The sequence below is a fragment of the Pseudomonas sp. NPDC089758 genome, assembly GCF_044748705.1.
Taxonomy (GTDB): domain Bacteria; phylum Pseudomonadota; class Gammaproteobacteria; order Pseudomonadales; family Pseudomonadaceae; genus Aquipseudomonas; species Aquipseudomonas putida_X.
The window spans coordinates 117,029-130,668 of record NZ_JBIVGN010000002.1; the positions used below are offsets into that span (position 1 = coordinate 117,029).

The 13,640-nt window shown below is 60.1% G+C and carries 6 protein-coding genes and 5 tRNA genes; 6 read left to right on the forward strand and 5 right to left on the reverse strand.

The window, feature by feature from the left end:
• Positions 1 to 363: 363 nt before the first annotated feature.
• From ACIPZH_RS03245 to ACIPZH_RS03265, 5 genes are all read left to right on the forward strand, one after another.
• Positions 364 to 1,347 carry a hypothetical protein gene (locus ACIPZH_RS03245; protein WP_400635103.1) on the forward strand — a complete coding sequence of 328 codons (984 nt, stop codon included), beginning with the start codon at positions 364 to 366 and terminating at the stop codon, positions 1,345 to 1,347.
• 319 nt (positions 1,348 to 1,666) lie between these two features.
• Complete coding sequence (locus ACIPZH_RS03250; RefSeq protein ID WP_400635104.1) at positions 1,667 to 2,659, forward strand: hypothetical protein; 993 nt, start codon at positions 1,667 to 1,669, stop codon at positions 2,657 to 2,659.
• A gap of 32 nt (positions 2,660 to 2,691) precedes the next feature.
• Entirely contained in the window at positions 2,692 to 7,740 is a 5,049-nt protein-coding gene (locus tag ACIPZH_RS03255) for an RHS repeat-associated core domain-containing protein (protein WP_400635106.1), read from the forward strand.
• Positions 7,741 to 7,997: 257 nt separating this feature from the next.
• The gene (locus ACIPZH_RS03260) at positions 7,998 to 10,517 is read left to right on the forward strand and encodes a fimbria/pilus outer membrane usher protein (protein WP_400635108.1); all 2,520 of its coding nucleotides are present in this window, start codon (positions 7,998 to 8,000) and stop codon (positions 10,515 to 10,517) included.
• Between the two features lie 506 nt (positions 10,518 to 11,023).
• Entirely contained in the window at positions 11,024 to 11,608 is a 585-nt protein-coding gene (locus ACIPZH_RS03265) for a fimbrial protein (RefSeq protein WP_400635110.1), read from the forward strand.
• Positions 11,609 to 11,989: 381 nt separating this feature from the next.
• On the opposite strand, the gene ACIPZH_RS03270 is transcribed toward ACIPZH_RS03265, so the two are convergent.
• From ACIPZH_RS03270 to ACIPZH_RS03290, 5 genes are all read right to left on the reverse strand, one after another.
• A tRNA-Gly gene (locus ACIPZH_RS03270) sits at positions 11,990 to 12,065 on the reverse strand.
• Between the two features lie 86 nt (positions 12,066 to 12,151).
• A tRNA-Gly gene (locus tag ACIPZH_RS03275) sits at positions 12,152 to 12,227 on the reverse strand.
• Between the two features lie 3 nt (positions 12,228 to 12,230).
• Positions 12,231 to 12,306, reverse strand: a tRNA-Glu gene (locus ACIPZH_RS03280).
• 91 nt (positions 12,307 to 12,397) lie between these two features.
• A tRNA-Gly gene (locus ACIPZH_RS03285) sits at positions 12,398 to 12,473 on the reverse strand.
• A 2-nt stretch (positions 12,474 to 12,475) separates the two neighbouring features.
• Positions 12,476 to 12,551, reverse strand: a tRNA-Glu gene (locus ACIPZH_RS03290).
• A gap of 318 nt (positions 12,552 to 12,869) precedes the next feature.
• On the opposite strand from ACIPZH_RS03290, the gene ACIPZH_RS03295 reads away from it, so the two are divergent.
• Positions 12,870 to 13,637, forward strand: coding sequence for a hypothetical protein (locus ACIPZH_RS03295; protein WP_241802996.1), 768 nt, complete (start codon positions 12,870 to 12,872; stop codon positions 13,635 to 13,637).
• Positions 13,638 to 13,640 lie beyond the last annotated feature (3 nt).

Here is a 13,640-nt window from a genome sequence, read left to right on the forward strand (position 1 = left end):
ACCCCCCCCCCCCCCCCCCCCCCCCCCCCCCCCCCCCCCCCCCCCCCCCCCCCCCCGCCCCCCCCCCCCCCCCCCCCCCCCCCCCCCCCCCCCCCCCCCCCCCCCCGAACTTCTTTATAACTGAGCCCCCGCCATCCGCCTACTAGCAAAATTATCAGGTCCTCGGTATTCACCGGGGCTACGTAGCCTGAAACGCTACCAGACAATTTGGACCCCTCTATGCGCCCCGCCGGACCTGGCAGTTTTGCCAGGTGCCTCACCGGCGCCATTAGGTTAGCTTCTTTAACACTAACGAAAGCCGGGGCCTGTTAAGCACCGCTTCAACCATCGGCCTATTAATCGATCTGACGTGAGGCAGCCACCATGGCTAAACATAAGCTACTGTGCAGTTTATTGACTCTACTGCTGCTTTCAGTGAACCACGCCGCAGTTGCGCAAGGCGGCGGGACTATCACGCTGCTGGATCCGGATAAAGAAAAATGCATTTTTGATATTCCCGGCCCCGGTACAGGGGTGACCCAGCAATTCAACCTGACCGCCTATGGCTCGTCCCTGCAATGTAAGGACTGGAAGGTCAGAAGCCTCGTGTTGACGGATCTTCCCTCGTCCGCGACTATCTACATGACTGATGACCCTTGGTGTACCCCTGAAGAGGGCAAACACGAAATTACATTACGCACCTCAGTGGCCTCAACTTCTACAGACCCGCGGACCCCCTGGGAAATCGCCAACCTCTATACGTTTCTGCCTAAACAGATGATTACCCGCGGCGTACAACTGGAGACGGTGAGATTGAATCCTGGGGCTGACCCACGGGATTCGGTCAAGTGCGTTCAAGTTAAAACCTCCGCAGATATCGATACACCAAAGCTGAAACCCACGAGCGTTTACGATTTTGAAGAATTGTCAAAAGGCGAAAGTGATTCTGTGTTCGATTGCCCGCCAAACATGGTGATTACTGGTAGAGAACACGACCACGACGAGAACGGCCTTACCACTTATACGTGCGCACGCCTAAAGCAAGGCGACAGCCATGTCGTATTAAGTGAGCAAAGCCAATCCCGTCCCTTCAATGAGGAGGGCGGACACTTCTTTTCTTGCCCACCTAATCAGGTCATGACCGGCCGAGATCACGTCAAGGACGAAAATGGCGACACAGTCTATCGGTGCAAGACACCCAAGACAGAAAGCGGCCATAGACTTACCGTTACGCCTGGGCCGTGGAGCGAAGAGCAAAGCGAGGATGGGAGTAACTTCCAATGCGCGCCTGGCGAGGTCATGATTGGTCGCTGGCATGATGGCGACGAAAATGGCGATACCCGTGTGCGCTGCGCACTCGTGCAATGATTTTTATCCATTCGCGCTATAGGTCTCCCCGTCATGAGCAGTTCATCCATTGTCAGCGCCGAGGCTTTCAATTTCCGCAGGCCCACTCGCCAACTAGCGAGATTAACGGCACCCCATAGTCATCTTGGCAATAACTACATTTTTTTAGGCTACCCGTGGCGCTTGGACCAGCCTGTGCGCCCTTGAAGGACCTATCATTTTTGCCAGGTGCCTCACCGCCCCGATTGGATTAGTTTCTTTAAGAGTAACAACGGCTGGAGCACGTCAAGCACGGCTACAAACACCGGCCTATTAATCGACCCGACGCGAGGTAGCCACCATGGCTAAACATACCCTACTGTGCAGTTTGCTAGCCTTACTGCTCATCTCATTCAATCACGCCGCAAATGCACAGGTCGGCGGTACTATTACGCTGCTGGACAAAGAAGGAGACAAATGTGCTCTCAGTGTGCCAGGCCCCGGTACAGGGGTCACTCAACAATTCAACCTGACCGCCCATGGTTCAGTCACGAAATGCAAGGACTGGAAAGTCAGAAGCATCGTACTGACGGATCTCCCCTCAGCCGCGAGGATTTACATCACCGATGACCCTTGGTGCACCCCCGGTAAGGGCGAACACGCAATTACAGTACGCACTACAATAAATCCAACAACTTCTACAAACCCGTCAACACCCTGGGAAATTATTGACCTTTACGCGGTTGCGCCGGGACAAATTATTACGCCCGGCTTACAACTGATCAACAAAAGAATGGAACAAGGCGCCAACACAAGAGACTCGGTCAAATGCATTGAAGTTACTACATCAGGAAACATCGATACACCGGAGCTAACGCCCACAACACATGGCAGCATTAGCCAATATGAAGTAGCTACCGAATACGACTCGACGTTCAGTTGCGAGAAAGACGAGGTAATTATTGTAAGGATACGCAATGAACGGGATCACGGCGATAAGACTTTTTATTGGTGCGCCCCTCTTCGACGGGATGGCAACGCGGTCACGTTAAGCGACGAAATTGAATCGGCCTCATTCAGCGAATCGGGCGGGCACTACTTTTCTTGCCCACCTAATACGGTCATGACCGGTCGCGATCATGAAGGCCGCGCAGGTGGCAACACAAGCTATCGCTGTGCGACACCCAAGGTAAATGGCCATGCACTTACCGTAACGCCTTTGCCGTGGAGCGCCACACAACCAGAGAACCAAAGCGTGTTTACTTGCCAGCCTGGCGGCAGGGTCATGATCGGTCGCTGGCATGATGACGGCGAACGAGGACCTTCCCGTGTGCGCTGCGCCATCGTGCAGTGATTTCCACCCATCCTCACTACAGGTTTTCCGTCATGAGCAACTCATCCATCGCCAGCTCCAACGCCTTCAACTTCATGAGCTTCGTGCAAAACAGCGTGGACCCGCGCACCGGCCAGTACACCCTGGCCATCGAACTGCCCGAACTGGTCGGTAACGACCTCAGCGGCCCGTCATTGCCGCTGCGCCTGGCCTACAACCCACTCAACAACCAGGATTCGGGCTTCGGTGTCGGCTGGACGTTGAACCTTACCGAATACGTGCCGGCGAGCAACATGCTCACCTTGCACAGCGGCGAGCGCTACAAGGTCGTCGGCGACAGCGACGACTACGCCATTCCCGAACGCAAGCTGGAAAGCTTCCATTTCCATGTCGATGATGCCGAGCACTTTCGCGTGGTGCATAAAACCGGCCTGGTCGAATTCCTCGAGCTCCACGGCCCGCAAAGCAACCGCGTGGCCCTGCCGGTGCGGGTCGAAGCCGCCTCCGGCCATGCCATCACCCTTGAGCACACGCAAAACCCCTACGCCGAAAATGCCCCCTGCCTCAACCATATCAAGCAGGCCGGGCCGCCTCTGCTCAAGCTGACCTACGAGAGCGCCAGGGTACTGATCGACCTGCATCCGGGGGCCGGCCCGGGGGGCGCGCCCCTGGCGCGCTACGAACTCAAGCTCAGCAGCCAGGGCTCGCCGGCCAGGCGCCGTATCGACGCCGTGGTGCTGCCCACCGACGACAAGGCCAGCTGGCGCTTCGACTACCGTGATAAGCGTGGCCTGTTCCTCCTGAGCGAGGTAACCACCCCCAGCGGCGCCGTGGAGACCATCGCCTACGATGACGACGGCCATACCTTCCCCGGCGGTGGCCAGCTGCCCGACCCCCTGCCTCGGGTGACCCGCCACCAGATCGACCCCGGGGCCGACCAGCCACCGATGATCACCACCTACGACTACACCAGCAACAACTTCCTGGGCTATGGCAGCGGGATCCAGTGGAAGGACGATGGCGAGGATCATCTCTACGACTCCACCGACCAGTATTTCACCTACGGCTCCACCGCCACACAGTGGGTGCTCGACGCTGAGGGCGAGGAGCAGCCGCTGCGCACCATCACCCGTACATTCAACCGCTTCCACCTGCTGAGCAAGCAGGTCACCAACCAGGATGAACACATCCAGGAGATCGAGACCGCCTACCATGAGGTCCCGGGGCTGAACTTCGCCCGGCAACCGAACAACTTCCAGCTCCCTTACAGCACGACCCGTCGCTGGAAACGCGGCAACCAGCTGCGCGAAGAAGTGCTGATCACCCGCTACGACGAGCATGGCAACCTGACCCTCAAGTCCGAAGTGGCCGTGCCCCGCTACGATGCCCAGGGCAAACTGCTGGAAGCGCCAACCCTGGCCGGAACGATATACACCCGCCACAGTTACTACCCGGCCCAAGGCGATGGCGACGATTGCCCGCCCGACCCGTACGGTTTCGTGCGCACAACCAAGGAAGAGACCCGGTACCCGGCCACCGACGCCGAGGGCCAGGCGCAAACCTTGTCTAACCGCTACTACTACAGGAAGTTCGACACCCTTGGCGGCAGCCAGTCGGCCGAGTATTGGCTGCTGTCCAACCGCGAAGAACGCGTGCAACAGGGGGATGAGCCAATACGCCTGCAGCACAGCGAGCGTAAATACCTTCACCACCCCGACAACCCCTTGCTTCACGGGCGCCTCGACTACCAGGAGGACACACTCTACTGCGGCGAAACGCAAAAAACCTCGACCACCCGCTATTTCCATAGCCTGGTCAACGATGACCAAGGCGCCGCAAACCTGCTGCGCACCAAACGCACCTTCCAGGGGCATGACCGCCTCGAGCAAGTGACCGAAGTGGATGTATCCCGCCATACCGGCTCGGTCATGCGCCAGAAAAACCAACACAAGGTAGAAGTCCTTTTCCGCTACGATGCACTCGACCGTTTACTGAGCGAGACCCTCCCAGCCGATGGGACCACGCGCCAGTACAGCTATACCTCGCCGGGCGTCGCCGGGCAGGCCTGTAAATCTGTCACCGATGCACAGGGGGTGGTCACGCGAACCTGGTTCGATGGTGCTAACCGCACCTTGTGGGAAGAACTGGAAGTCGAGCATCCAACCCGTAACACCCGTGCCTGGCACAAGGTGTACGCATGCGACTATGACGGCGTAGGCAACCTACTGAAGGAAAGCCGCTTCGACCTGCTCGAAGACGACGAGCTTGGTGAGTTGCCACTCGCGCTGACCACGCATTTCGAGTATGACGCCTGGAATGACCGCAGCAAGACCATAGGCCCGGACGGTGTTGCATTTTGCCAGGAGCGCTCGCCGTTTGGCGCCACGGGTGACATCATCACCACCTGGCAAGAGCGCCAGAGCGCCCCGGGCGAGCGCCGTGGGGTGCAAGTCAGCGAGCTGAACGTGCACGGCAAGCCGATCAGCGACAGCCGCCTGGACAAGGACGGCAAAACGGTGGGCAAACAGACCTACCTGTATGACGGCCTGGCGCGAAGCGTGGAGCAGACCCAGACCCTGCGCGACCCCCTGGACGATGATAAGCAGCTTGCGCTTACCCAGCGTCATGAATACGACGCGTGGGATCGCATTTTCGCGACCGAGCGGCCCAACCGCTCGGTGCTGACGCGCACCTTCGCCAGCCACAGCCAGGCAGAGCTGACCGAAGCGTTGCATCTGCTGGAAAGACGCGACGCGCCGCCGCAGGCAATCTGCAAGCGTGTTTTCGATGGGCTGGAGCGCATGACGCAGTTCACCGTGGGCACCCGTGTCGAGAAATACCACTATCGCCCCGACCAGGTGCTGGTGCACAAGCACGAGCGCGCCAGCGGCAAGACCGCCACCTTCGCCTATCGCCCGGAGCTGACGCTTCAACCTACCGGCATCAGCACCGGTGAGGAGGCCCAGCCGTCCTACAATTTCGCCTACGATCGCAAGGACGCCGCCATTACCAAGGCCAACGCACCTACCGGCGAACGGGCATACAGCTACACCGACCAGGGTTTTTTGCTCAAGGAGAGCTGGGCCGGGCAGAACGAGGGCGAAAACTACGCGCTCGAGTACACCACTTCGTTGCAAGGCCTGCCGCTGCTGCGCAGTGGCGGCGGCGAGTTGCCGACCCGCAGCCGCTACGATGACAAAGGCCGGCTGAGGGAAACCCATCAAGGCCAGCTCAAGGCCACGTTCAGCTACGATGAAGACGGCCGCCTGCAAAAGACCGTCACCACCCATGAAGGCAACCAGCGTAGCGTCACCTGCGACGTGCTCTACGACGAGCATGGCCGGGAAAAGACGCGCACACTGACACTGGACGACGGCACGGTCGATACCCTCGAGTTGGTGTGGCGCGACGATGACAGTTTGCACCAGCGCATCCGCAAGCGTGGCGATGCCCTGCTGCTGCAAGAGACATTCAGCTACGACGCGCTCAGCCGGTTGACCATGGTCGAATACGACGGCAGCGATTTGCCTGCCAATAGCGTACGTCGGCGGATCAAGAAGCAGGTGTTTGGTTTTGACCAGCTGGACAACCTCACCCGCTGCCAGACACGTTTCGCTGACGGTAACACCGACAATGCCACGTTCGCCCTCGATGAGCTCAACCCCTTCCAGCTGAAGTCGGTGAGTCACACGCTGCAACCTGACTATCCGCAAACCCAGGCCTTCAGCTATGACGCTGATGGCAACCTGAACAACGACGAATGGGGCAACCTGCTCAGTTACGATGACCGCAGCCGCTTGTGCGAAGTGCGCAGCGCCGACGGTAAGCAGTCGCTGGCCAGCTACCGTTACGACGGCCACGACCACTTGGTGGGGGTGCGCCATGGCAGCGCCAGCGAAGTGATACGGCGCTTCCAAGGCTACCGGCTCAGCGGCACCGTGCAGGACGACGTGCTGGTGCAGTACCTGTGCAACGGCGAAACCTCACTTGGCCTGCAACACGCGCAAAGCGGCTCGGGACGCCTGTTGCTGAGCGACAACAGCGGCAGCGTGCTGGGCGAATACGCCGACGGCCAACTGCACGCTGCAAATCAAAGCGTTTACGGTGAGCGCGCCGAAGACGAGGAATTGCAAAGCCTGCTGGCGTTCAACGGCGAAGTGCGCGAGCCAGGCTTTGGCTGGTACCTGCTAGGGCGGGGCTACCGTGCCTACAACCCAGGGCTGATGCGCTTCCATAGCCCGGACGCTCTGGCACCGGAGGAAGCGGGCATCAACCCTTACCTGTACGCGTTGGGCAACCCCATATCCTGGCGCGACCCCACCGGCCATCGCGGCCAATCCGCGCTCGGGCGTGGCCCCATGCCAGGTTACGAGGACCCTTACGAGGCACCGGAGCAACCGGGGTCAGCCGCGATGGGGTGGATCTTTTTCGGCATCGCGGCGCTGGCATTGGTGGCATCGGTAGTGGTCCCCGTTGCCGGAGCGCTGGCTGCCGGCACGGCGATTGCTGCCGCCTTTTCGGCCACCACCATTGTCGGCATCGCCGTGCAGACGGCCGGGGTGATAATGATGGGGGTGTCACTGCTAGCGGACGTCGAAGACGGCGTAAGAGAGGGGTTGATGTGGGGCGGTTCTGCCGTCGCGGGCATTGGGTCGATGATGTCGATGTCGGCGTTGATGGGCGGCGTTCAACAGATAGCCAAGAAGGTGTCATCGAGCCTGGCCGGATTATGGGCAAATATCAAAGGGTTTTTCGGTGCCCCGGCGCGCGCGATACAGACCGTGGCTCCATTGACGACGGCAGATGGTGTCCCGCTGCGACCTACAAAACGCTATCAACTCCCTAGGGCAAGCCTCGACCGCCCTGATACGAGTGGTGTACGTACAACAACTTTGGCATCTCCATCAGCGGGCAATAACTCGGAACAACCGACGCCCGCGCGCCAACCACCTTCAGGAGAGCTGCCAGGTAACGGATCGTTGGCGCCACCCCACCCGCCTGTGCAACCTGTTCCGAGTACTTCTGCCGGGGACGGTGCAACATGGATGAACATGAATCGCCTTGTTGGGGGCTACGCCGGAGATAACGCGCCTATACCTTAGACTACGCACAACCGCTACCCGAGAGCCGATGGGTAGCCTGACTAATCTAATTGGGTCCCGCAGCAATGCGGGACCCGTTTCGTCCAGATATCAACATTTCCTTGCAGAATCCCCTTACATCCCCCGTCGACCCCGCCTCATAACCTGTTGCGTCATATATCGGCTTGCTTGGCTTTCTGCCTGGTCGCAAGTCGGATACGACCACGCCGGGCACTTCCATGCTTCAGGGAAGCCTGGCCTCGCACCAGGACCACCCAATGCTTCTCTCGATATTTTATCGGCGGCGAACAGCTACGCCTTCAGCCAGCCGGTTACTTGCCATTGCCTGTGGCACCCTGTTGCTTCCCACAGCGCGGGTGGCATGGTCAACCGCTGAGCCGCTGGGCTTCGACCCCGCCTTCATTCACCAAACCGACGGCCAGCTCGCCGGCACGGCTGCCCTGCACGGCCTGGCCAGCCAGACCCGCCTCGCCCCGGGGCGCTACCGCATCGACGTCAGCGTCAACTTCGACTACCTCGGCCCACGCGACCTGGAACTGCGCAATAGCGAAGACGGCAAGGGCTTGCAAGCCTGCATGACCGCCGCCCTGCTGCGCGAAGCAGGTTTGCGTGAAGAGGCACTGCCCACGCCACTCCCCGAAGCCGACCCTTGCCTGAACCTGGCGCACTGGGTGCCCGATGCCTCGGCCCAGCTCGACACGGCCAGCTTGAGCCTGGCCCTGACATTGCCGCAGTTGCTATTGCGCCGCGAGGTCACGGGGGCGATTGCCAGCGACCTCTGGGACGCCGGGATCCCGGCCGCATTCGCCAACTATCAGGTGGCCACCCAGGTGCGCAACCTGCGCAACGGGCGCAACGAAACCAACCACGACCTGCTGGTGCACAGCGGCCTCAACGTTGCCGGATGGCGCCTGCGCAGCAGCCAGTCGATGCGCGACGATGCACACGGCGGCCGGCAGTGGTCACACACCAACACCTATGCCCAGCACGACTTGCCAGATAGCCATGGCACCTTCACCCTGGGCCAGACCTTCAGCAACGGTGACATTTTCCGCGGCCTGCCGTTCAAGGGCATGCAGGTAGCATCAGACCCGGGCATGCTGCCGGATATCATGCAGCAGTATGCACCTGTCATCAGCGGCGTGGCGCAAACCCGCGCCAGGCTCGAAGTGCTGCAAAACGGTTACCCGATCTACACCACCTACGTTGCCCCTGGGCCTTACCTTATCGACGACCTGGGCGTGGGTGCCAGCAGTGGCGAGCTGGAGGTGGTCCTCACCGAAGCCGACGGCAGCGTACGGCGCTCCAGCGTGCCCTACTCCACCCTGAACAACCTGCTGCGCCAAGGGGTGTGGCGTTACAGCGCCACCCTTGGCCGGTATGCCGGCGCGGAGAAACTCGATAACCCGCTGCTCTGGCAAGCCACCCTGGCCAGGGGGGGCGCCTGGGGCACTACCGTTTACGGCGGCGTACAAGGTGGCGACTACTACCGCGCAGGCACCCTGGGCGTCGCACGGGACTGGGGGCAGTTCGGTGCAACGGCATTTGATGTCACCCAGGCGAACAGCGACCTAGGGAGCACGCTCGGTCAGGTCCAGGGCCACAGCTACGCCGCCCGGTATGGCAAGGCGTTCTCCAGCGGCACAAACCTGCGTTTTGCCGGCTACCGTTATTCCACCGAAGGCTATCGCGATTACGACGAAGCCGTGCGCGAACGCAACGCCTATTCCGCCTGGCTCGGCAACCGCCGCAGCCGCCTCGAAGCCTCCGCTTACCAGCGCCTGGGGCAGAGCAGCTCGCTGAACCTTTTGTTGACCCAGGATGATTACTGGAATACAGGCTTGCGGCGGCGCCAGTACGAAATTCAGTTCAATACCCTGCATCGCGGCGTCAGCTACAACCTGTTCGTCTCGCAGGCCTTGAATGAACGAAGCCGCAACACGCGGCTATTCGGCTTGACCCTCTCCATGCCGCTGGACTTCATGGGCCGCTCCAGCGCCAGTTTCGATGTGCAAACGAGCGATGGCCGACATAGCCAGCGCGCGAGCTTCTCCGGGAGCGCACTCGACAACCGCGTCAACTATACGGTCTCAGGCAGCCGTGACGAACAGAGCAGGCATTCGGCAGCCCTGTCAGGCAATTATCAGGGCAACGTCGCCAGCTACGGTGCGGGCATCACCCAAAGCAGCGGCTATCAATCGCTGTCGCTCAATGCCACAGGCAGCATGCTGCTGCATCAAGACGGGCTGACGTTCGGCCCCTATCTTGGCGACACCAATGCGTTGGTACGGGTTGCGCAAACCCCAGGGGTTGGCGTGCGCAATGCCCCCAGAGCGAACACCGATTCCAATGGCTTTGCCTTGGTGCCGAACCTGCGGCCTTATCGGCGCAATCAGGTGATTCTCGAAACCGACATGCTGGGGCCCGAAACCGTCATCGACAACGGCAGCCTGCAGGTGGTGCCCAGGCGTGGCGCCATCGTCAGGGCCGACTTCGCCGCACGCAAGGTTGCTCGCCTGGTGCTCACGCTGCTCCAAGCCGAAGGCCAGCCGCTGCCCTTCGGTGCACAGGTCAGCACCCAGGATGGTCAACAGATTGCGGTAGTAGGCCAGGCCGGCCAGGCCTTGGTCGCGGTCGATGCCAGCCCGCAGACCTTGCACGTGCGCTGGGGTGAGCAGCCACAACGGCATTGCGAGCTGCAGATAGACCCTGCACAGATGCCAGCCGAACAGGGATACCGAATGAAGACGCTGCACTGCCCTGACGTTAATTCTTGATGATACTTGGGAAAACTTGCATGAAATACGGGCTCATTTCTGGAGTCGGCACACTTTTGCTAGCGCTCTGCTACAGCAGCAGCGCCCATGCCGCTTGCTACTTCAGAAGCGGTGGTACCGGCGTGTTGGAGTACTCGCTGGATGTCGGCACGTTGTGGATCCCCCGGGATGCCCCGATAGGCACGCCCATTGGCGCGGTCGATCGAAACGTCCAACTGGCTAACGCAGCAAATTTGGAGTTGGCTTGCTACAGCGACGGAACATCAACCTTGGAGGTATCATTGAGACCGAGCGTACCGATATTCCCAGGGGCGCTGCCACCGGTGAACGGCGAAGACCTCACAGGGCGTGTACTGCAAATCGGTGTGCCCGGCGTAGGTATTCACGTACGGCTGGACCGCCCCTACGCCAATTCCACCGCGCCGAATTTTTGGCGGCCCAGGATCTGGACATCAGTGCCCTACGAGGGGTACTCCGACGGTCACACCGGGGGGGCGGGCATCATCATGAATATGATGCGCACCCACACCACCCTGGTTAAAACAGGAACGATCCCGTCCACACCCACCCCGTTCAGCGTACAGTTGTTCACCGGGCATTACAGCGATGTGGGCATGGCCTTGCGCTTCAGCCTCAGTGGCACGGTGAGGCAGGAACAATGCACCCTCCTGCCCGACCCATTCATCGCCGACCCGGTTCAACTGGGCGAATATCCCGTGCAGGACTTCACCGGCGTAGGCTACACCACGCCTGCAAAGCCGTTCCAGATTACCCTGAGCGACTGCGAAATTGACCCTGCCGCAAGCACCGCCCAAGCCTACCTGCGGTTCGAGGGCGTGCGCGGCTCGCTACCGATCGATGCAGACCAGGGCCTGTTCAGCCTGACGACGGACTCGACCGCGAGCGGCCTCGGCATACAGTTGCTGCATGATGACGGGCGCCCATTCGAGCTCAATGTGGATGTGCCAGTCAAACCCCTGCAGGTCGGCGTGACCCAGCTCGACTTCCGTGCACGCTACCTGCAAACCCATGCCGATGTGTCGCCTGGCCGGGCGGATGGCGCACTGAAGTTCACCGTCAGCTATCGGTAGCGGGCAGGCGCAAGGTTGAAACGAGTGGAAGGGTGGCCCTGTAGCCGCCTTTCCGGGCCCAGGGCGATGGGGGAACTGGAAGGCTGGTCCAAAGGTGCCATGGCCGGATCGCCGAGTTGCGCGGGACTGAGCCGGGGCGACAGCGCCTGACTGCCCATTGATAAACGTCGCGCCCCGGCGGCCAATGGCCCTGGTGGGCCCAAGGCCCAGCTCAGCCATCAATCCGCTACGCCAACTACCCGGAATCGCTGTACTTGAAAATGTACTTAAATTTCGTGGCTGCTGGTGGATTCAGGGAGACTGCGCTGAAACGAAAAAAGACGCCGAAGCGTCTATTTTCAAGGACTTACAGATTTCAATGGAACTCTGTAAACCAATATTTGGAGCGGGAAACGAGACTCGAACTCGCGACCCCGACCTTGGCAAGGTCGTGCTCTACCAACTGAGCTATTCCCGCATTTTGAAGCTGTTACCGCTATCGGCGTGAAGCGCCACTAAGACCTTCACCACCACTGCACCGCATAGACGCCACAGTATTTAAACTGGAGCGGGAAACGAGACTCGAACTCGCGACCCCGACCTTGGCAAGGTCGTGCTCTACCAACTGAGCTATTCCCGCAAATGGCGTCCCCTAGGGGACTCGAACCCCTGTTACCGCCGTGAAAGGGCGGTGTCCTAGGCCACTAGACGAAGGGGACACACAACACTTTTCAGTGCACCAGGTTTGAACCTCACGATTCAGCCTGGGTTTTCTTTTCCTGCCCCGCCTTTAAGCAGTGCCGGAGAAACTGGAGCGGGAAACGAGACTCGAACTCGCGACCCCGACCTTGGCAAGGTCGTGCTCTACCAACTGAGCTATTCCCGCATTGGCGTCCCCTAGGGGACTCGAACCCCTGTTACCGCCGTGAAAGGGCGGTGTCCTAGGCCACTAGACGAAGGGGACACGCTACAAGCATTGCTGCTTGCTTTCACTCCCTGCCGCGTTTCGCTGTGAGCTTTACGCTGCAAGTGGCGCGCATTCTATGGATGCCTTGAAAGGTCGTCAACCCTTTTCTATAAATTTATTTAAATCAATGACTTCGCTCTCTATATAGGCTGCTTGTGCAGGGTGCCCGAGGATTGGCGTTGATTTTCTGGCGGGCTGAACGCAAAGTGCCATCACTGGAGAAATCCGGCGACGAGCCGACACAGAGTCACGTGGCGCCCTGGCTGGCCTGTTCGCTACACTCTCAATGTAAAACTTCCTGATGAGGCGTTAACGGTGACACCACTTCTGATCACACTGCTCATCGTTGCGGGTATCGCGTTGCTGATCGTGATCGGCTACCTCAACAACGTGGTCGAGAACAGCAAACTGGAGCGCGCGCGGCTGAAGATCGAACTCGCCGACCGCGTACGCCGCTGTGGCGAAATCACCGAGACCTTCCCCGGCCAGTTCATGACCCCGGCGCTCAAACTGTTGCTCACGCGTCTGGAGCTCAATCTCACTCAGCGGCAATTGGCGCTGGACAAGAACAATGCCGAACTCAAGGCACGCATTGCCGAACTGGACGGCCTGGTTGCCCAAGGCGAGCGAATCCCGGTGAACAACCCGCCCAGCCCGATCCATACCGAGGCCAAGGCCAAGGATGTGCGCTTCTTGCTCGAGGCTTTGCACACACAGATCGTCAAGGCTACTCAGGAAAATGTCCTGCAAACCACCGAGGGCAAGCACTGGGTAAAGGAAATTCGCCACCTGCTGGTACTGCTGCACATCGAGTTCTTCAACAACCTGGGCCAGCAAGCGCTGCAACAGGAACAACCGGGCCAGGCTCGCCTGGCGTTCGAGCGCGGCGTGCAGTACCTGCGCAAGCAGCCTGAACCGAAGGTGTATGAAGAGCAACTGACCTATCTGGAGAAACTGCTGGCCCGGGCCAATGCCCAGGTGCTGGACCAGATGGAACCGGCGGAGAATGACGAAAACGCACTGACCCAGGGGCTCAAGACCGACCAGGAAGAAACCTGGAAAAAGCGGGTCATCTACGATTGATGT